Genomic DNA, 20,553 nt, shown 5'->3' with positions numbered 1-20,553 from the left:
TGGGGCTACGGGCGCGCCCCAGGTTTCGCCGTCGGCAAGCGTGGGCAAGATTTTCACTAAATAGGTACAAGTCAAAACCGGCGCACTGCGTTAAATCGGTTATTCTCGAGCGGTTGGTGTTTATAGCTTTGCTTAACGACGCCCGCAATGCCGCTTCCTGGTATCGCGCGAGTTCGCGGTGTGGTTATAGACATGCGTTTCTTCCCGAAGCGCTTAAGTACCTAAACGTCACGATTCAGGAGACTTTGCTTTGAACAGCAAATCCAGATCCGGTGCGAATACATTCAAGAGGAACTGGCCGCAGTGGCTGTTGGCACTGTTTGTTGGCTTCCTCATTCTTACGTACGCACTCGTCTTTTTCACCGGCGGCGGATCAGCCAAGCCAAAGTTGGGCATCGACTTGCAGGGTGGTACCCGAGTAACCCTGGTGCCGCAGGGCGAAAAGCCGACGCGCGATCAGCTGGACCAGGCTCGCAAGATTCTGGAGAACCGCGTAAACGGCATGGGCGTCAGTGGCGCTCAAGTTGTCACCGACGGTGACACGCTGGTCATTACCGTGCCGGGTGAAGACTCACAGGAGGCGCGTACGCTCGGCCAGACCTCGCAGCTCTTCTTCCGTCCGGTAGAGCAGCCCACGCAGGGCCCTGATGAGGCTGCCTTTGGCGAGGTAGTTAAGAAGACTGCTGAAGATTGGGTGTCAGTCGGTGTCCTGTCGAAGGAGGATGCCACCAAGCGCGTTGATGACCTGTACAAGGACATGAATGAAACGCAGAAGCGTGCAATTGATGCCTTCAAGGAACAGAACCCGGCCCAGCCGGTCCCGGAGGAATTGTCCACGTCGCTGGGCGAGGCCCCGAAGCTGGACGCAACGGCTCCGGCAAAGCCGGCGAACTCGATTGAAGCGGCAGAGCTGCGTACGAAGGTTCGTGACGTGCTGTTGGCGACTCGCCAGTCCGAAGATCCAACGACACAGTTTGCAGCCGCTGCGCTAATGACCTGCGATAACCGCGATGCAGTTGATCCGCTACAGGGTGCCGATGACCCGGCCAAGCCGCTGGTGACCTGTGCGCCAGAAGGCGGTAAGGCAATCTTCCTGGGCAAGGCTCCGCTGCTGATTGGGCAGAACGACGAGGCCAAGGGCCAGCGTCTGTCCGGTGACGCTATTGATACTAATGCGCCGATTAGCGGTGGCTACGATCAGCAGTCTGGTCAGATTCAGGTCTCCTTTAGCTTCAAGTCCGGGAAGAATGACACCGGCGCTCGCACATGGACCAAGTTGACCAATGACTACCTGCAGCGACAGGTCGCTATCGTGTTGGACTCGAAGGTTATTTCCGCCCCGGTGATTCAGGAGGCCACCCCAGTTGGTTCTGCCACCCGCATCACGGGCGACTTCTCAGTCGACGAGGCACAGGGGCTGGCCAATAACCTGCGTTACGGTGCACTGCCGCTGTCGTTTGCAGGTGAGGACGGCGAGCCGGGCGGCACGACCACGACTATCCCGGCCATGCTTGGTTCGGCTTCCTTGGAAGCCGGTCTGCTTGCCGGCATTATCGGTATCGCCCTAATTGTCGTCTACGCAATTGCTCTCTACCGTGGCCTGGGCGTGATTTCGTTGGTTTCGCTGGCAGCAGCTGGCGCGATGGTCTATGGCGTCCTTGTCCTTCTTGGTCGTTGGATAGGCTACTCGCTCGATCTCGCTGGCATCGCCGGCATCATCATTTCTATTGGTGTAACGGCTGACTCCTTCATCGTCTTCTTCGAACGCATCAAGGACGAAATCCGCTCGGGTAGAACATTCCGCTCCGCGGTTCCGCACGCTTGGCGACGAGCACGGCGCACCATCCTATCGGGTAACTTTGTATCCATCATCGCGGCTGTGGTTCTTTATATCCTGGCCGTTGGCGATGTCCGTGGTTTCGCATTCACACTTGGTCTCTCCACCGCATTCGACATTGTGACGGCTTTCCTCGTGACTGCGCCGTTGGTCATCCTGGCTACTCGCAAGTGGCCAGCTTTGTCCAAGCCGTCGATGAACGGTTTCGGCTCGGTCATGGAGATCGCACAGAGGACTAAGGCCGTAACCGCCGGTAAAAAGGTCGGAGCCGCCGATGCCTCCGCCAGTACGGCTGCCGACACCGGTGCAGCTCACTCCAGCGCGAATGAGGGGAAGTAGGAATCCATGAATACTACTCAGACGAATCCGGCGCTAATCACTGAGCCTGAAAGCGTGAACGGCGACTCCTTCTTCCGCCGCCTCTACACCGGCGAGGGAGGAATCAACATCGTCGGCAAGCGGAAGCGCTGGTACCAGATTGCCGCCGTAATCATCGTTGTTGCTTTCGCAGCGATGTTGATTCGCGGCTTCAGCTTCGGTATCGACTTCGAGGGCGGTACCAAGATGACTATGCCGCCGGCCTCAGTGACAACTGAGCAGGCCGAGGAGGTTTTCAGCGAAGCCACCGGTGTGAAGCCGGAGCTGGTGCAAATTATCGGTTCTGGTGAGGGCCGAATCCTGGAGATCACCTCTGAGAAGCTGACTCAGGACGAGATTAATGATGCTCGTGTCGCGTTGAATGACGCGTTCAAACCCGTCGATGTGCAGGGTCATCAGACCCCGGATGCCATTGGTGACTCGACCGTGTCGGAGTCGTGGGGTTCTTCGATTACTAACCGAATGCTGCTGGCTGCAGTGGTGTTCTTGGGCCTGGTGTTCATCTACATCACCATTCACTTCGAGCGCGACATGGCAATTTCTGCCATTCTCGCCCTGGTTGTGGACGCAATCGTGATTATGGGCATCTATGCGCTCATTGGTCTTGATGTCACCCCGGCAACCATTATCGGCTTGCTGACAGTGCTGTCGTTCTCCCTGTACGACACCGTCGTGGTTTTCGACAAGGTCGACGAGAACACGGCAGGCTATCGTTCATCGACACGCAGAAGTTACGCCGAGTTGGTAAACCTGGCGGTCAACCAAACCATCATGCGTTCTATCAACACCACAGTGTCGACGCTCCTGCCAATCCTGTCGCTGATGGTCATCGCCGTGGGCATGCTGGGGGTCGGTACGCTGAAGGACCTTGCGCTCGTTCAGCTCATCGGCATTATTCAGGGCACGTTCTCCTCGATTTTCCTGGCTTCGCCGCTGTTGGTATCGCTCAAGTCGCGTCAGCGTGATTACCGCAAGCATGATGAAGCGGTGCTGGCCGCTCGCGCAAAGGTATCTGCTGGGGAAGGCTCGAACACTGAGTCGGCTGCCACCGATGCCGCGGAGGGCACGGGCGCGGAAGACGCGTCGGCAAGCGACATAGAGCAGTCCAAGCCGAAGCGAACAGTGACTACTCCGAAGCTCCAGGGCGATGATGACAAGCCACTGTCCTGGCGTCCGGGGCAGTAGGAGGTAGCGGACCCCAGCGGTTGGGGTGAAACTACTTTAAAAGGACATAGTGCGGGTATCGTTGACAGGTACCCGCACTTTTTCTTTTTGCTGAAAAGGAGCTTAAACCTGTGTCGTATGCACACGCGCGAGAGGCATTGGCCGACCAGATTCGCTTCGTGCCCGATTTTCCAGTTGAGGGCGTGCTCTTCGAGGATCTAACGCCGGCGCTTGCCGACGCCACGACGTTCAACCTGATTGTGGACGAGATTGCCGCCAAGGTAGAGGAATTCGGGGCTGATGTCATCGGCAGTCTTGATGCGCGTGGATTCCTGTTGGGTTCTGCGGTGGCATACAAGCTCGGACTGGGGGTGCTCGCTATTCGTAAGAAGGGCAAGCTGCCACCGCCTGTGCTGACAGAAACCTATGACCTGGAATACGGTACAGCAGCACTGGAGATTCCGGCGAGTGGGATTGAGCTGAAAGGCAAGAAAGCTGTACTTGTCGACGATGTGTTGGCAACCGGTGGCACCCTTTGTGCAGCCCGCGCTCTGTTGGAGTCAGCTGGTGTAGAAGTAACCGGGCTGTGCACCGTGCTGGAGGTTGAAGGCCTGGGCGCTCGGGAGAAGCTTGCTGATCTGCCTCTGTACGTGGTTAATAAGGGGTGAATGAGCCATGGCTGAAGGGCCCGCACGCCGTTATGGTGCTCGCCTAGCGCGAAGCCTTACCGGTAACAGAACGAAGACCCGCCCGGTGCTAGATCCGCTTGTCGCGGTGCATCGGCAGGTGCATCCGCGCGCGGATTTGGCTGTGCTTCAGCGTGCCTACGATACCGCCGAGCGCCTTCACGACGGCGTGTACCGGAAATCCGGCGAGCCATACATCACTCACCCGCTTGCAGTCGCCACTATTGCCGCCGAGATCGGTATGGATACCACCACGCTGGTGGCGGCGTTGCTGCATGACACGGTCGAGGACACCGATTACACGCTGGAGGACCTGGAGCGGGACTTCGGCCCAGAGGTCGCGCGCCTAGTCGACGGCGTGACTAAATTGGACAAAGTTGCGTTGGGCTCCGCCGCCGAGGCAGAGACCGTGCGAAAGATGATTATCGCCATGAGCCAGGACCCGCGCGTGCTGGTTATCAAGGTGGCTGACCGGCTGCATAACATGCGCACAATGCGTTTCCTGCCGCCGGAAAAGCAGGCTAAGAAGGCCCGCGAGACCCTCGAGGTGATTGCACCCCTGGCGCATCGTTTGGGAATGGCCAGCGTGAAGTGGGAGTTGGAAGATCTCTCCTTCGCCATTTTGTACCCGAAGAAGTACGACGAGATTGTGCGTTTGGTCGCAGACCGAGCGCCGCAGCGGGACCGGTACATCCAGGAAGTCTCCGAGATGATTCAGAAGGATCTGAAGGAGTCTCACATTGCTGCTGAGGTACAGGGCAGGCCGAAGCACTACTGGTCGATTTATCAGAAGATGATTGTCCGAGGTCACGAGTTCGACGAGATTTTTGACCTGGTTGGACTCCGTGTCCTGGTGGACACGACCAAGGACTGCTACGCCGCCATGGGTGCCGTCCACTCGCTGTTCAAACCCATGCCGGGGCGATTCAAGGACTATATTTCCGCGCCGCGCTTCGGGGTTTACCAGTCGTTGCACACAACGGTCATTGGTCCAGGTGGGGCCCCGCTAGAAGTACAGATTCGCACCCATGAGATGCACTACAACGCTGAGTACGGCATTGCCGCACACTGGCGCTACAAGGAAACAAAAGGCTCTCATAAGGGAGATTCCGCCGAAGTCGATCAGATGGCGTGGATGCGTCAGCTGCTGGATTGGCAGCGCGAGGCCGCAGATCCTAACGAGTTCCTGGACTCGCTGCGCTATGACCTCTCAGTCACTGAAATTTTTGCGTTCACGCCTAAGGGTGATGTCATCACATTGCCCGCGGACTCCACGCCGGTCGACTTTGCCTACGCGGTTCACACTGAGGTTGGCCACCGCTGCATTGGTGCCAAAGTCAACGGCAAGTTGGTGGCGTTGGAATCACCGCTAAAAACCGGTGACCGCGTCGAGATTTTCACGTCCAAGGATGCCCATTCCGGTCCGTCCAAGGACTGGGAGAAGTTCGTTAAAACTCCCCGTGCGCGGGCAAAGATTCGCCAGTGGTTTGCCAAGGAGCGACGCGAGGAGGCACTCGATGCCGGACGTGACGCGCTGGCTGCAGAGGTACAGCGCGGCGGTCTGCCGATGCACCGCCTGTTCACTCCGGCGTCCATCAAGCAGATTGCCTCCGAGCTGCACTATGCGGATGTCGATGCGCTCTATACCGCTATCGGTAAGGGACAGGTCTCAGCGCAGCATGTGACTCACCGCCTGATGGCGCAGTTCTCGAGCACAGACGATGCCGAAGAGCAGTTGGTCTCCCGCACGCCAATTTCAAAGATGAACGTGCACAACACTCCGCGCCGCGCTGACAGCACGGGTGTGTTGGTAGAAGGCAGCGCGGATATGGCCGCTAAGCTTGCCAAATGCTGTACGCCTGTGCCAGGCGATGCCATCTTTGGCTTCGTCACCCGCGGCGGTGGGGTCAGTGTGCACCGTACGGACTGCACTAATGCGGAGAAGCTGCACCAGGAGCCCGAGCGCATTATCGAGGTCTCCTGGGCAACAGATTCCTCCGGTGCGGTCTTCATGGTTACGGTGCAAATCGAAGCACTTGACCGTCACGGATTGCTCTCGGAGATTACTCGCGTCTTCTCCGATCAGAAGGTCTCAATCCTGTCGACGTCCTCCCATACCTCCGATGACCGCGTAGCTGTGATGCGCTTCAGCTTCGAAGTCTCAGACACCAAGCAGATGGGCTATATCATCAACATTTTGCGTGGTGTCGAGGGAGTCTTCGATGTTTACCGCATTACTTCTGGTCAGTAGCCTGTTTAGCAGCGCATCCATATGTGAATAAAGATTGAGGCCGCGTCGGTATTAAAACAGGGCCAAGGTGAAACACCTTGGCCCTGTTTTTGATTAATTTCTCAATCAGTTAGTTGAGTCAGCTACTTGACTTCCGCCTTCTCAATACGGACTTCCTTAGCTGGCTTACCGTCAGAGGTACCGCCACCCTCGATACCATTCTTCGCAATGTCCGCAACCGTCTTGGTGCCCTCGTCAGTCATGGAGCCAAGCACGGTGTACTGCGGTGGCAGCTGAGAATCTGCCCAGTTGAGGAAGAACTGGCTGCCGTTGGCATCCGGGTCGCTCGGGTTTGCCATGGCGATAGAACCCTTCGGGTACACCAGCGGGGTGTTCTGATCCAGACCGGAATCCTTGACCGGCCACTCGCCAGCGAACTTGAATCCCGGGCCGCCGCTACCGGTACCAGTCGGGTCACCACACTGCAGAACGTTCAGGCCACCACCGGTAATACGGTGGCACACGGTGTCGTCGAAGTAGTTGGACTTGGCCATGTGCTCAATCGCATTGACACCGCAAGGTGAAATAGCGCGGTCCAGCTCCATCGGAATGTCGCCCTGGTTAGTCTTCAGAGTGATGGTTACAGTGCCAGTGGCGGGAACGTTGTCGGTAGCTGGCTTATCGATGTCCTTCGATGCCTCGCCATCATCCGGGTAGTCACAGGTCACGGTTTCCGGAAGCGGGGAAGAGCGCTTCATCGGAACCTTTTCACCGCTGACGGGAGTAGCCGTGAGAGCTGCCGGCTCGACTGGAGTCGTGGATTCATCAGCGGCCTCATTGTCGTCAGCGCCGCCAGCTGTGGTCAGCAGGTAGATTCCGCCACCGATAAAGAGCAGGATTGCCAAGGTGGTAACGACAACGCCCAGTGGCTTCAGCTTCTCGGCACGGGCACGGCGCTTAAGTTCGCGCTCGAGCGTCCGCATCGCATCTTTGCGCCTTTGCTCATTATTGGCCACTAGTCTCTCTCCGTATCTCTTAGTCATCGATTGCCGGTGACGGAACACCAGCGGACGGTTTTGTCCATAGATAGTGACCGAGTTTGAGGTGAAAGCTCAGTCGGTCACCGTCGCGTACACAATCGACCATTATGCCCGGAGTCGGTTCTCATTTGCGAGATGACAGGCCAAGTCGGCATGGGAAAGGGCGTTCCGCTTTAGCACGTAGAGCTTCGACAGCTTCTTTGATGCCGACACCGGGGTGTTGGCGACGGTATTTCTTCACCTTCTCCGGCGTGATGCAGCTCTTACTTCTGCCTGTGCCTTTGACAACACGACTACGACAACGGCGAGTTAGACTCCTCGCACCCAAGCTTATTGCGGCTGACATGAAAAGGATGAAGGCCAGTCGCGGATAACCTGCTAGAGCCGTTCCCACAGCTGTCACGATGAAAAAGGTGATAGTGGCTGAGTACGTAATCTGCATAAAAGCTTCCAATCGTCAGTTCCAATTGCCAAGAACAGTTCTACGAGTTTCGCCACCTATCAGCCGTCGTTTTAGCGGGAACTTAACAGCGTGATAAATGAACCCAGCTCGAGCCAAGCAGACACTCGATAGAATGTGCGCTATGGAGATATTTGGATTTGCAGCCGGCCCTTTTCAGACCAACTGCTATGTGGCAACAGGCGCTCCGGAGATGGACGATTTGGCTACCCCGTGCGTGATTATTGACCCGGGCATGGGGGCACTTGAGGTTGTGCGCACTGAGGTTGAGAAGCGAAATTGGAAGCCGGAGGCAATTCTGCTGACCCATGGCCATATCGACCACATCCGCGATGTTGCTGAGGCCGCCGACTTCTGGGATATCCCCGTCTTCATTCACGAAAGCGACAATGTGTTGCTGGCCAACCCGAAACTCGGCGGTTCCTCCTTCGGGCACCTATTTAACGTGGACGCTATGGAGGCCTATACAAAGGCCGACTTCTTCGAAGATGGCGACGAAGTAAAGTGGGCAGGGTTGAATTTCGAAGTCATTCACGCACCGGGTCACTCTCCGGGATGCGTGATGCTGCACGCTTCTGACGGGGAAGACGAGATTGTTTTCAGTGGCGACGTCCTCTTTAAGGGGGCTATCGGTCGTGTTGATTTGCCGGGCAGTAGTCCGGAGCAGATGCAGCAGTCACTGAGGGATAAGGTCCTCCCGCTGGCGGATGACCTGATGATTCTTCCGGGACATGGCTCCGCATCGTCGATAGGCGAGGAGCGCGCGACCAACCCGTTCCTGCAAAACCTCACCTAGCCTGGCTGACACGTTGTGAGAGTCGGCAGGTAGAGTTAGCGGAGTGAACTCTAGCCAGAAGCCAAAGAAGTTGAAGCCATTCTCCGCGCCCAAGGGCGTGCCGGATTACGTCCCGCCGGTCTCCCGCGAATTCGAGGCGGTGCGAAACTCATTCCAGCACCGCGCACGACTTGCGGGCTATGAGCACATTGAGCTGCCAATTTTCGAGGAAACCGGGCTTTTTGCACGCGGTGTAGGTGAATCGACCGACGTCGTCACCAAGGAGATGTACACGTTCGCCGACCGCGGCGACCGCTCCGTCACCCTGCGCCCGGAGGGTACCGCGGGCGTGATGCGCGCGGTCATTGAGCACAATCTGGACCGCGGTCAGTTGCCGGTCAAGCTTTCCTACGCGGGGCCGTTCTTCCGCTATGAACGCCCGCAGGCCGGCCGTTACCGTCAGTTGCAGCAGGTGGGCGTAGAGGCAATCGGCGTCGATGATCCCGCGCTGGACGCTGAGGTCATCGCGCTTGCCGACGCATGTTTCCGCGGCATCGGCCTGGAAGGATTCCGGCTTGAGCTGACAAGCCTCGGTGACAACACCTGTCGCCCCGAATACCGCGCTAAGCTGCAGGAATTCTTGTTTGACCTGCCTCTGGATGAGGAAACGCGCCACCGTGCAAACATCAACCCGCTGCGCGTCCTCGACGATAAGCGACCGGAAATGCAGGAAATGCTCGCCGACGCACCACTGATGCTGAACCACCTTTCTGACAGCGCTCGCAGTCACTTTGAAGCTGTGACTGGACTGTTGGATGACATGAAGGTGCCCTATGTCATCAATCCTCGAATGGTGCGGGGACTGGACTACTACACCAAGACGTGCTTCGAGTTTGTTCACGACGGCCTTGGTGCGCAGTCGGGTATCGGTGGCGGTGGTCGCTACGACGGGCTGATGGCGCAGCTCGGCGGCCAAGAGCTGTCTGGAATTGGCTTTGGCTTGGGTGTGGATCGTGCGCTGCTCGCCTTGGAAGCCGAGGGCAAGCAGGCCAGCGATGGTCGACGCGTCGATGTCTATGGTGTTGCGCTCGGTGAAGAAGCCGCTCACGCTATGGCGGTGCAGATCAATAAGCTGCGCCAAGCTGGTATCCGCGCGGATATGTCCTACGGTGGCCGCGGGCTGAAGGGCGCAATGAAGGGCGCCGATCGCGCTGGAGCCCAATTTGCGTTGGTCCTCGGTGAGTCTGAATTGGCCGCGGGCGAGGTTCAGCTGAAGAACCTCGAGTCCCACGAGCAGCACGCGGTGGCCCTAGATGCGCTGGTTCAGGAGTTGCAGTCGCGCATCTAGGAAACACGCATTTGTTGAGTGCGGAGTCTAGCTGTAGACGCCGCGCTCGAGAGTGTCGCACTGAGACATCTTTCCTGACTTGTAGCCGGTGAGGAATGCCTTCGTACGCTGTTCAGCCGAGCCGTGGGTCCAGGAGTCCGGTTGAACACCACCGCCGGAATGCTGCTGGATGGTGTCATCGCCAATAGCCTTCGTAGTTTTGAGGGCATCGGCAACTTGCTCGTCGGAAAGCGGTTCGAGGATTGCGTCCGGCCCCTTGTCCGCGTAATGAGCCCAGATACCCGCATAGCAGTCGGCCTGCAGTTCAATCTTTACAGCGTCGGAATCGGGGCCCGGTTCGTTATAGTTACTGCGGCCGAGCGTACCCTCCAATCTTTGGATATGGTGCCCGAATTCGTGTGCCACGACATATTCCTGTGCGAGCGGTCCGTTGCCTCCGCCCATGCGCTCCAGGGTGCTAAAGAACTCCGTGTCGAAGTAGGCCGTTTGATCGGCGGGGCAGTAGAACGGGCCGGTGGACGAGGACGCTGCGCCGCAGCCCGACTGAGTGGAGCCTTCAAAGAGGACTAGACCTGGGTTCGTGTACTCGATGCCGGCCTGTACGGGGAGTTGCTCCGCCCACACCTGGTCGACGGAAATGCCGGTAAATTCCATTCGGCAATCGATACGGCTGTTGGCATCTTCGCCGGTCTTGCAGGGATCCTCACCAGGGGACTGCTGTGCAGTCTGAGTGGACTGGTTGTTCTGGGCACCTGTCAGCTGTCCCAATTGCCCCGGGTCACCGCCGAGAAGTAAGTACAGGCCAATGAGGACAAGGCCGCCGATGCCGCCACCGCCTACTGCAATAGCGCGGCCACCCCCCGAGCGTCGCTCGGCACGAGCCGAGCTCTTTTGGAAGTCATTCCGGAAGGTCATAGGAGTAAGACTATTGCATAAGGTGCGGAAAACGGGCCATTGAATATCGCTGCGTCAAAGTGTCCGTAGGTAAGTCCACGTCAGGGCCTACGAAGATCTATGTCTAAGTGAGTACATGAAGCCCGAGGTAGACCCAAGGCGATGACCGGTAATAGGCAGAATAGCCGGGGTCTTCTTCTCACCTTGATGGCTTCAAGGTAGACTACACGGACGAAACCGCTATCCACAGCGTTAATCCCTATAGCACCAATTTTGGAAGGACCAATTCGCAGTGCTTCGTACGCATCTTGCCGGAGACCTCCGCGCTGACCTCGCCGGCAGCACAGTAACCCTGACCGGTTGGGTAGGACGCCGCCGTGACCACGGTGGCGTGATCTTCATCGACATGCGTGACCGCTCCGGTTACGCCCAGGTTGTGTTCCGCAACAGCGAAGTTGCTGAGCGTGCACACCACCTGCGCAGCGAGTACTGCATTCAGGTCACCGGTGTCGTTGAGAAGCGCCCGGAGGGCTCCGAAAACCCGAACCTGGCATCGGGAGAAATTGAGGTCAATGTTACGGAGCTGACCATCCTCAACGAGTCGGCGGCATTGCCGTTCCAGCTCGAGGATGTTGGAACTTCTGGCACTGTGGGCGAAGAAGCCCGCCTGAAGTACCGCTACCTAGACCTACGACGTGAAGGCCCGGCCAAGATTATGCGTCTTCGTGCGGCTGTCAACCGCGCAGCACGTAAGGTGCTGGACAGCCACGACTTCACCGAAATCGAGACTCCGACGTTGACTCGCTCTACGCCGGAAGGCGCTCGTGACTTCGTGGTGCCGGCTCGTTTGAAGCCGGGCACTTTCTATGCACTGCCGCAGTCCCCTCAGCTGTTCAAGCAGCTGCTTATGGTCGCTGGCATGGAGCGCTACTACCAGATCGCCCGCTGCTACCGCGATGAGGACTTCCGCGCTGACCGCCAGCCAGAGTTCACTCAGCTCGACGTTGAGATGAGCTTCGCCGAGCAGGACGATGTCATTGCGCTGGCAGAAGAGATTCTGGTTGCTATCTTCGCCGAGGCCGGTGTCACTGTTCAGACTCCGATTCCACGCATGACCTTCAAGGAGGCCATGGAGAAGTACGGTTCTGACAAGCCGGACCTGCGCTTCGACATTCCCCTGGTGGAGTGCACTGAGTTCTTCAAGGACACCACTTTCCGTGTCTTCCAGAACGACTACGTAGGTGCAGTTGTTATGGACGGTGGCGCATCGCAGCCTCGTCGCCAACTCGACGCTTGGCAGGATTGGGCCCGCCAGCGCGGCGCAAAGGGCCTGGCGTACATCCTCGTCGGGGAGGACGGCACTCTTGGCGGCCCGGTTGCCAAGAATATTACTGACGCAGAGCGTGAAGGCATCGCGGCGCACGTCGGCGCGAAGCCGGGGGACTGCATCTTCTTCGCTGCAGGTGATGCTAAGAGCTCCCGTGCACTGCTGGGTGCTGCTCGTGGAGAGATTGCCAAGAAGCTCGGCCTGATCAAGGAAGGTGACTGGGCATTCACCTGGGTCGTCGACGCACCGTTGTTCGAGCCGGCTGCCGACGCTACCGCTTCCGGTGACGTTGCCCTGGGCCACTCCCAGTGGACTGCTGTGCACCACGCCTTCACCTCGCCGAAGCCAGAGCACATGGATACCTTCGACAAGGATCCGGGCAACGCACTGGCTTACGCCTACGACATCGTCTGCAACGGTAACGAAATTGGTGGCGGCTCCATTCGTATTCACCGCCCAGATGTCCAGAAGCGCGTCTTCGATGTTATGGGCATCGGCGAGGAAGAGGCACAGGAGCAGTTCGGCTTCCTGCTGGACGCCTTCCAGTACGGCGCTCCGCCGCACGGTGGTATCGCATTCGGTTGGGACCGTATCGTTTCCCTGCTGGCCGGCGTTGACTCCATTCGCGAAGTTATCGCCTTCCCGAAGTCCGGTGGCGGCGTTGATCCGTTGACTGATGCCCCGACTCCGATTACCGCTCAGCAGCGCAAGGAGACCGGTATCGACTTCAAGCCGAAGCCAAAGCAGAAGGCAGACGGCGCCAAGGCAGCAGCCGACGCAGGCGACAGCAAGTAAACAAAGAAATCACATTGCGAGGAATGTGATCTGCCACTCCAGCGTGTGCAGCGCGAGCGGGGTCAATTCCTCCTCACCAAGGCGGTACGGGCCACAACGCAACATCCGTATCGCCTGACTGAAACTGGCTCATTGAAAGGGCATTCAATGGAGTACTCGGACGACGCTGCAGCAGAAGTCGACAGCGTAGTTAAAGATGCAGAGACACTGCTTTCCGCACGATTCGGCGGCACTCCAGTGTTGTCGGATCCAGAAGTACTTACAGGCCAGTCAAGTGCTCTTGTTGTCCGCGTACGGGTCGCCACAAATCCCTTTATGCAGGAACGCACGGTCGTCGTAAAGCAAATTCCTACGATGACTGAAGGCATCGACCCCGCCGTTTTACGGGAAGTTGTGGCGTACCAGTTCATCAATACGCTGCCTGACGACGTTCGCCCGGGGCCTCAGCTTCTTGCTTACGATGTTTCAAAGCAGCTATTGGTTCTCAGCGACGTCGGGGTCGTGGACACTCTTGCGGACGTACTCTTTCGTGACGATGAAGAGCGACGTTTGCGCGCGTTCCGCAGCCTCGGCGCGTCGCTGGGCCGGATGCATATTCACACGCATACTCGCGAAGAGGGGTTTGAGACCCTGCGTCGTCGTATGTGGGTGAAGAACAAGGTCGATCGTGAGGCTCTCGAGGCGCGTGACCACGGCATTGTGTCGGGAATTCGCTTTGGTATGCGAGCTATTGAAGGCTCCGGCATTCCTGTTCCCGACGCTGTGCGCTCTTTCGGTGAGGATGCTGCACGTCGAATTGAGAAGGGCACGCATAGGGCGTTCACGCCGTTTGACCTCGCCCCGGACAACATTCTGCTGGCGGACAAGGTTCAGTTCCTCGACTATGAGTGGGCTGGTTACCGCGATGTCATCTTCGACGTGGCCAGCGTCGTCGCAGGCTTCCCGCTGCACGTTTTCGTGGAGCGCCCATCGGAGGCAGAGGTCGACGTGTTTGTCCGTGCATGGATGGAAGAGATTCGTGACCATTGGTATCGCGACACGAGCGACCGCCGTATGATGGCGTTCATTGCTGCGGCGTTGCTCGGTTGGTTCTTCATCTCCGCAACGGTTTCCTTCTTCGGTTCTCCGAAGCAAGCGCTGTGGGTGGGGCATGAAGGACGTACGGACCTGAAGCCGGAAGTTGGTGGCTCAGCATTGGAGCGGCGCGACATGGCTAACACGGCTCGCGCCATTGCGCAGTTCGCCCATAGATGTGAGGACGATCGTGCCGACGAGCTGGAAAAGTTCGCGCATGCTGTAATTGATTTCTTAGAGCAAGAGGAAGGCTAGGGCATACGTGGCGGATCCGAATAAGCTGCCGACAGGCGGTGCAAACGGCTCCGCCGATGACGCTCCAGGGCTTTTCGACGAGCCTTCGATCGCCAGCCCTGCGGCGGCCAAGAGCCAAGGTCGGGGTGCGGGGCCAACAAGCACTGGCCTGAACTCCGATGCGAACACCTATTTCCACCCAGGTGCACATGCGCCGTTGGCGGTTCGGATGCGACCGCGAAACCTGGATGAAGTCGTTGGTCAAGACCACCTGCTAGCACCCGGAGCACCGTTGCGCCGTCTGGTCGAGGGTGGCGGCGACACCTCCGTTATTCTGTTTGGCCCTCCTGGAACTGGCAAGACTACTCTTGCCAGTTTGATTTCCGCGGCGACCGGTCGACACTTTGAAGCGCTTTCCGCGCTTAATGCCGGGGTGAAGGAAGTGCGTGCGGTTATCGATACTGCTCGTCGCACGCTCGTTAATCAGGGCATTCAAACGGTGCTCTTCATCGACGAGGTGCACCGCTTCTCTAAGACCCAGCAGGATGCCCTGTTGGGTGCCGTGGAAAATCGGATTGTCCTTCTCGTTGCGGCAACGACGGAAAACCCATCCTTCTCAGTGGTGTCCCCGCTGCTCAGTCGATCACTGTTGTTACAGTTGCAGCCACTGGATGACGAAGCCGTCGGCACGCTCATTGATCGAGCACTTACTGATGAGCGCGGCCTCAATGGTCGCGTCAGTATGACCGACGATGCACGTAAACAACTCATTGCGCTGGCAGCTGGTGATGCCCGTCGTTCCCTCACGTACCTCGAGGCAGCCGCAGAAGCCGTAGCCGATGGTGAACAGATTACCGCTGAGTCGCTTGCCAATTCGATCAACAGGGCCGTGGTTCGCTATGACCGCGATGGCGACCAGCATTACGACGTCACCAGCGCGTTTATTAAGTCCGTTCGAGGGTCTGATGTCGATGCTGCCCTGCACTACTTGGCGCGGATGATTGAGGGTGGGGAAGACCCTCGGTTTATTGCCCGCCGGATCGTAATTCTGGCTAGCGAAGACATCGGCATGGCAGACCCGACAGCACTGCAAACCGCCGTCGCCGCGGCGCAGGCCGTTGCCTTGATAGGCATGCCGGAAGCCCGGCTGACGCTGGCGCAGGCCACGATTCACTTGGCCACGGCACCGAAATCCAATTCGGTCATAAGCGCAATCGACGGGGCGTTGAAGGATGTTCGTTCCGGGAAGACCGGGCCGGTTCCACCGCATTTGCGCGACGGACATTACAGCGGGGCTAAGGACCTTGGTCACGCGGTGGACTATATCTACCCGCACAATGACCCCATGGGTGTCGTTGTCCAACAGTATCCACCAGATCAGTTGGTGGGCACTGATTATTTCGTTCCATCCAATCACGGTCGTGAAAACGGCATGGCTGAGTACCTCGGACGCATTCGCCGAATTATCCGGGGGAGCAGCCGGAAATCGAAGTAGGCGAGATTGGTCGGGATCTACGGGGTGCCGGTGGGGTGGTTTTAAAGTTGCTCGAACCGAGCGGGTAGACTGCTAGTTTTGTATTAAACATCTCGGACGCTCGACGTGAAACGAGGAAGTAGAACACCGTGCAGACTCATGAAATTCGAAATCGCTTCATCCAGCATTTCGTAAAGGCGGGACACACCGAGGTCCCCAGTGCCTCCCTGGTTTTGGATGACCCGAACCTGCTGTTCGTTAATGCCGGCATGGTGCCGTTCAAGCCCTACTTCCTCGGCAATGAGACTCCGGACTTCTCCACCGCGACCTCAATTCAGAAGTGCGTGCGCACACTGGACATTGAAGAGGTGGGTATCACCACCCGCCACAACACCTTCTTCCAGATGGCGGGTAACTTCTCATTCGGAAATTACTTCAAGGAAGGTGCCATCACTCATGCATGGAGCCTTCTGACTGGTGCTGTTGAGGACGGCGGCTTTGGCATCCCGGCTGAGAAGCTGTGGGTAACGGTTTTCCTCGACGACGATGAGGCCCATGACATCTGGCACGAGAAGGTTGGTGTGCCGGAGGAGCGCATTCAGCGCCGAGGTATGGCGGACAACTACTGGTCCATGGGTGTGCCTGGCCCGTGTGGTCCGTGCTCAGAGATTTTCTACGACCGCGGCCCGGAGTACGGTGCTGATGGTGGCCCAGAGGCCGACGAGGATCGCTACATCGAGATTTGGAACCTCGTCTTCATGGAAAACGAGCGTGGCGAAGGAACAGGCAAGGACTCTTTCGAGATTCTTGGCCCGTTGCCGAAGAAGAACATCGATACCGGTATGGGTATCGAGCGTGTTGCTTTCCTGCTGCAGGGTGTCGACAACGTCTACGAAACCGACCTGCTGCGTCCGGTTATCGACGAGGCTGAGCGGCTCACCGGTTCGAAATACAACTCGAACCACCAGGACAACATCCGCTTCCGCGTCATCGCTGACCACAGCCGCACCGGCTTGATGCTGATGCTCGACGGCGTCACTCCCTCGAACTCCGATCGTGGCTATATTCTGCGTCGCCTTCTGCGCCGTATTATCCGCTCTGCGCGCCTGCTCGGAGCTAATGGTCCAGTGCTGGAGAAGCTGATTGGTATCGCGGCCGAGACCATGACCCCGTCGTACCCAGAGATCGCGGAGAACTGGAACCGTATTCGCCGGGTAGCCGTCGCCGAGGAGAAGGCCTTCACCAAGACCCTGTCCGCCGGTGAGGAGCTGTTTGAACGCGCGGCCACCAAGGCCAAGGCAGAGGGTAAAACCGTTCTATCCGGTCACGATGCCTTCACCCTGCATGACACCCACGGCTTCCCAATCGACCTGACCATCGAGATGGCCGAAGAAGCTGGTCTGACCATCGACCGCGAGGAATTCGATCGCGAGATGGCTGAGCAGCGTGCGCGTGCAAAGGCCGACAGCCAGGCAAAGAAGCAGTCGCACACCGACCTGCACGTCTACCGCGAGTTCATCGATGAACACCCGACGTCCTTCACTGGTTACGATCGGCTTGCCGACGAATCCACGATTCTCGGCATCATTGCCGATGGCCAGAAGCAGGCGTTTGCCGCAGAGGGCGATGAGATTGAGGTTATCCTCGACCGCACTCCGCTCTATGCCGAGGCCGGAGGTCAGCTGGCTGACCGTGGTCGTATCGTGACTGATTCCGGCGCTGTGGTCCACATCAACGATGTCCAAAAGGTGGGCAAGAAGCTGTGGCTGCACAAGGGTATCGTCACCGCCGGTGAGTTCACCCCGGGCGTCTCCGCTGAAGCTTTGGTCGACGAGCAGTGGCGTCACGGTGCTCGTCAGGCGCACACTGCAACTCACCTGATTCACGGTGCTCTGCGCCAGGTACTGGGGGATACTGCCACTCAGGCTGGTTCCATGAATAAGCCGGGCTACCTCCGTTTCGACTTTAAGTACGGTGAGCAGCTCACACCGGAACAGCTCCGTGAGATTGAGCAGATTACCAATGAGGCTGTCGACAACGACTGGGCTGTCAATACTGCCGAGATGCCGTTGGAAGAGGCCAAGGCCACTGGTGCCATGGCATTGTTCAACGAGAACTACGGCGACATCGTCCGCGTTGTCGAGGTCGGTGGCCCGTTCTCAATTGAGCTGTGTGGCGGTACCCACGTTTCGCATTCCTCGCAGATTGGCCCGGTAGCTGTGCTGGGCGAGTCCTCTGTCGGGTCGGGCGTGCGCCGTATTGAGGCCTACTCGGGTATGGATTCCTTCCGCTACCTGTCCACCGAGCGTCTCCTGGCTGAACGACTGGCCACTGAATTCAAGGCTCCGTCTGCTGAGCTGCCAGACCGCATCGCAGCACTGGCTGAGAAGCTCAAGGCTGCAGAGAAGCAGCTCGCTGATTTCAAGGCCGGACAGCTGCTGGCCAATGCCACATCTCACCTGGAGTCCGCTCGCACCATCGGCGATGTTACTTACCTCGGCCTTAAACTTCCCGACGGTACGGAGATGAAGGACATCCGTTCGCTGGCTAATGACTTGGCGAAGCGTCTTGCGGATCGCCCAAGCGTTATTGCGTTGATTTCCAACGCTGGCGGCAAGGTTCCATTTGTGGCCTCGGTTTCGGATGAAGCCGTCAATCGCGGTATTAAGGCCGGCGATTTGGTGAAGCTGATGGGCGCCGAGGTCGGCGGCAAGGGCGGCGGTAAACCGGCAATGGCACAGGGCTCCGGCTCTGATGCCTCCGGTATCGACGCAGCATTGGCCGCTGTTGAGGCCGAACTGTCCAAGTAGTCAATTAACGGCTGTGCTATCGGAAGAGCAGTAAACAATGGCTAAGCCCCGCATTGATACCCCCGGTCAGGATGATCCCGGTCGGGGTCGGCGGCTCGGAATCGACGTCGGCGATGTCCGCGTTGGTGTCGCAGTTTCTGACCCCGACTGTATCCTGGCGACCCCGGTTGAAACAGTCACTCGAGCGACGGGGCGAAAAGATCCTGACGGGCCGGATATTGACCGGCTCGTGGAACTCGCCACTGAACTTGAGGTCGTCGAGATTGTTGTCGGCATGCCCCTTATGCTCGACGGCACGTTCGGGACGTCTGCGCGGAAAGCTACTGACGTTGGATTTCGGCTGCAGCGCCGACTCGGTGACCGAGTCGTAGTGCATTACGCCGACGAGCGGATGACGACGGTAATGGCCCAATCACGGCTGCACGCAGCAGGTATTGATGTTAAGTCCGGGCGGAAGATTATTGACCAGGCTGCGGCAGTAGAAATTCTACAATCCTGGTTGGACAGACGGGCAAAATCTTTGGACGAGAATACCGACTAGGGGCACACAAAAGTTACCGAAAGGTGACAATTCACCCGCCTTTGCGCAATTATTAAGTGTGTAATACCTGAGCACGTTTTTGCGTGCATGGGATTTGAAAAGTTGAAGTGGCGATTCACACCTACAATGCAACCTAGTGCTACGACTTCGTCGTAAAGCTATGTCGCACCAGTCGTTATTAGTCGCGTGTCGCACCCAAATGGGAAGACTCCGGGCTGATACCGATGGGAGAGTGAGCTGCGTTCGAGGAGATTATTGATGAGTAAAGACGCGCAAACTGCGCGCCGCACTGGTAGCGGCGGTGACGACCGGGACCGCGCTGGTGCTCGCAGTGGTGGGACAAAGCCTCGGGTTCGTCACCGCCAAACGGCAGTGGCAATCAATGTGACTTCTGTCCTGTTATGCGTGTTAGTCCTCGGAGTGATTGGCCTCGTCTGGAATCGTGGGGGCATTGTGGACGATTACGACGGCAAAGCCGAGGGGCCAATGACGATTGTTGAGGTCAGTGAAGGCACGTCACTTACTGATTTGTCCAACCAATTGGTGGAAAGCGGCGTCGTCAAGTCTTCCCGTGCATTCATCCAGGCCGCGAATGAAAACTCCCATTCAAGTGAATTGCAGCCAGGTTTCTACCGACTCCACCAGCGGATGAAGGCCGACGAGACCGTCGAGGCTCTTCTGGATGTCGAAAATCAGGTCGGTACCGTTGACATTCCGACTGGAGCCCGTTTCGCCGATACCCGCATTGTGTCCTCATCGGATGTGCGTAAGGGAATTTTCTCGCTTATTTCAGAGGCCACTTGTGTTGAGGACAATGACTGTGTGTCCAAGGCCGATCTCGAACGTGCTGCTGGCGAGGCTGATTTGGCCGCGCTCGGTGTTCCAGAATGGGCACGGGACGCGGTAGCTGCGCGTGGCAACGACCCTCGTCGTCTTGAGGGACTCATTACGCCGGGTATTCATCACCTTGACCCGCAGCAGACACCCGAACAGATGCTGGCAAAATTGGTCAAGGAATCGGTGAAGAACTATGAGGACACAGGGCTCACGGTTTCAGCGGACATGGTTGGTCTGTCTCCATACGAGCTGATTACCGCAGCTTCTCTGATCCAGATGGAGTCGCCAGATGGTGACTTCGATAAGGTCGCTCGCGTTATTCTGAACCGTCTGGACGAGCCGATGCAGCTGCAGTTCGACTCGACAGTCAACTACGATCTGCCGGATCAGGAAATCGCAACCACGGATGAGGACCGCGCGCGAAAGACCGCATGGAACACCTACGCCAAGGAGGGGCTGCCGGAAACCCCTATTGCTTCGCCCTCCATCGAGGCGATTCGTGCCATGGAAAATCCGGCTGACGGCACCTGGCTGTACTTTGTCACGGTGGACAAGGAAGGGAATACCGTCTTTAGCACGACCTTCGAAGAGCACGAGGCCGCTATTGACGAGTCACGCAGCAATGGCGTGCTGGATTCGAACCGCTAAG

Annotated in this window: 14 protein-coding genes; 12 read left to right on the top strand and 2 right to left on the bottom strand. The window is 57.9% G+C overall.

The window, feature by feature from the left end:
* Positions 1-250 precede the first annotated feature (250 nt).
* The 4 genes from secD to HMPREF2708_RS03145 all read left to right on the top strand — a co-directional run bounded on the left by secD (position 251) and on the right by HMPREF2708_RS03145 (position 6,316).
* A complete protein-coding gene (secD, locus tag HMPREF2708_RS03160) occupies positions 251-2,176 on the top strand; it encodes a protein translocase subunit SecD (RefSeq protein ID WP_070832220.1) in 1,926 nt (641 codons plus the stop codon).
* Between the two features lie 6 nt (positions 2,177-2,182).
* Positions 2,183-3,400 (top strand): protein translocase subunit SecF, encoded by a 1,218-nt coding sequence (gene secF, locus HMPREF2708_RS03155; RefSeq protein ID WP_070832217.1) that lies wholly within the window; start codon positions 2,183-2,185, stop codon positions 3,398-3,400.
* Positions 3,401-3,510: 110 nt separating this feature from the next.
* Positions 3,511-4,047 carry an adenine phosphoribosyltransferase gene (locus HMPREF2708_RS03150; protein WP_070832215.1) on the top strand — a complete coding sequence of 179 codons (537 nt, stop codon included), beginning with the start codon at positions 3,511-3,513 and terminating at the stop codon, positions 4,045-4,047.
* A gap of 7 nt (positions 4,048-4,054) precedes the next feature.
* The gene (locus HMPREF2708_RS03145; protein ID WP_070832212.1) at positions 4,055-6,316 is read left to right on the top strand and encodes a RelA/SpoT family protein; all 2,262 of its coding nucleotides are present in this window, start codon (positions 4,055-4,057) and stop codon (positions 6,314-6,316) included.
* A 122-nt stretch (positions 6,317-6,438) separates the two neighbouring features.
* Here HMPREF2708_RS03145 and HMPREF2708_RS03140 read toward each other — a convergent pair whose 3' ends face one another.
* Complete coding sequence (locus HMPREF2708_RS03140) at positions 6,439-7,278, bottom strand: peptidylprolyl isomerase (RefSeq protein ID WP_070832495.1); 840 nt, start codon at positions 7,276-7,278, stop codon at positions 6,439-6,441.
* 641 nt (positions 7,279-7,919) lie between these two features.
* On the opposite strand from HMPREF2708_RS03140, the gene HMPREF2708_RS03135 reads away from it, so the two are divergent.
* Both HMPREF2708_RS03135 and hisS read left to right on the top strand, forming a co-directional pair.
* A complete protein-coding gene (locus HMPREF2708_RS03135) occupies positions 7,920-8,591 on the top strand; it encodes an MBL fold metallo-hydrolase (protein WP_070832209.1) in 672 nt (223 codons plus the stop codon).
* Positions 8,592-8,634: 43 nt separating this feature from the next.
* Positions 8,635-9,918, top strand: coding sequence for a histidine--tRNA ligase (gene hisS, locus HMPREF2708_RS03130; RefSeq protein ID WP_070832206.1), 1,284 nt, complete (start codon positions 8,635-8,637; stop codon positions 9,916-9,918).
* 27 nt (positions 9,919-9,945) lie between these two features.
* Here the strand turns inward: hisS and HMPREF2708_RS03125 are convergent, their stop codons facing one another.
* A complete protein-coding gene (locus HMPREF2708_RS03125) occupies positions 9,946-10,833 on the bottom strand; it encodes a KPN_02809 family neutral zinc metallopeptidase (RefSeq protein WP_070832203.1) in 888 nt (295 codons plus the stop codon).
* Between the two features lie 271 nt (positions 10,834-11,104).
* Here HMPREF2708_RS03125 and aspS point away from each other — a divergent pair, with 271 nt between their 5' ends.
* The 6 genes from aspS (at position 11,105) to mltG (ending at position 20,552) form a co-directional block, all read left to right on the top strand.
* Entirely contained in the window at positions 11,105-12,934 is a 1,830-nt protein-coding gene (aspS, locus tag HMPREF2708_RS03120; protein WP_070832200.1) for an aspartate--tRNA ligase, read from the top strand.
* Positions 12,935-13,081: 147 nt separating this feature from the next.
* Positions 13,082-14,263: a phosphotransferase family protein gene (locus tag HMPREF2708_RS03115; RefSeq protein ID WP_070832197.1), complete on the top strand. Its 1,182-nt coding sequence runs from the start codon at positions 13,082-13,084 to the stop codon at positions 14,261-14,263.
* A gap of 148 nt (positions 14,264-14,411) precedes the next feature.
* Positions 14,412-15,737 carry a replication-associated recombination protein A gene (locus HMPREF2708_RS03110; RefSeq protein ID WP_246840321.1) on the top strand — a complete coding sequence of 442 codons (1,326 nt, stop codon included), beginning with the start codon at positions 14,412-14,414 and terminating at the stop codon, positions 15,735-15,737.
* A 128-nt stretch (positions 15,738-15,865) separates the two neighbouring features.
* Positions 15,866-18,526, top strand: a complete 2,661-nt coding sequence (gene alaS, locus HMPREF2708_RS03105; protein WP_070832191.1) for an alanine--tRNA ligase — start codon at positions 15,866-15,868, stop codon at positions 18,524-18,526.
* A gap of 37 nt (positions 18,527-18,563) precedes the next feature.
* A complete protein-coding gene (ruvX, locus tag HMPREF2708_RS03100; RefSeq protein ID WP_070832188.1) occupies positions 18,564-19,067 on the top strand; it encodes a Holliday junction resolvase RuvX in 504 nt (167 codons plus the stop codon).
* 258 nt (positions 19,068-19,325) lie between these two features.
* Positions 19,326-20,552, top strand: coding sequence for an endolytic transglycosylase MltG (mltG, locus tag HMPREF2708_RS03095; protein ID WP_070832185.1), 1,227 nt, complete (start codon positions 19,326-19,328; stop codon positions 20,550-20,552).
* Position 20,553: the final 1 nt, after the last annotated feature.

It is taken from the genome of Corynebacterium sp. HMSC073H12, from assembly GCF_001837775.1.
In the GTDB taxonomy this organism is placed as follows: Bacteria; Actinomycetota; Actinomycetes; order Mycobacteriales; family Mycobacteriaceae; genus Corynebacterium; species Corynebacterium amycolatum.
Note: the sequence above shows the minus strand (reverse complement) of the source record. Positions and strands in the feature narration are given on the sequence as shown.

Bases quoted from the DNA above. Each gene is read 5' to 3' on its own strand.
- secF (WP_070832217.1), top strand. From the start codon at position 2,183: ATGAATACTACTCAGACGAATCCGGCGCTAATCACTGAGCCTGAAAGC.
- HMPREF2708_RS03145 (WP_070832212.1), top strand. From the start codon at position 4,055: ATGGCTGAAGGGCCCGCACGCCGTTATGGTGCTCGCCTAGCGCGAAGC.
- HMPREF2708_RS03140 (WP_070832495.1), bottom strand. From the start codon at position 7,278: ATGCGGACGCTCGAGCGCGAACTTAAGCGCCGTGCCCGTGCCGAGAAG.
- HMPREF2708_RS03135 (WP_070832209.1), top strand. From the start codon at position 7,920: ATGGAGATATTTGGATTTGCAGCCGGCCCTTTTCAGACCAACTGCTAT.
- HMPREF2708_RS03125 (WP_070832203.1), bottom strand. From the start codon at position 10,833: ATGACCTTCCGGAATGACTTCCAAAAGAGCTCGGCTCGTGCCGAGCGA.
- HMPREF2708_RS03115 (WP_070832197.1), top strand. From the start codon at position 13,082: ATGGAGTACTCGGACGACGCTGCAGCAGAAGTCGACAGCGTAGTTAAA.
- ruvX (WP_070832188.1), top strand. From the start codon at position 18,564: ATGGCTAAGCCCCGCATTGATACCCCCGGTCAGGATGATCCCGGTCGG.
- mltG (WP_070832185.1), top strand. From the start codon at position 19,326: ATGAGTAAAGACGCGCAAACTGCGCGCCGCACTGGTAGCGGCGGTGAC.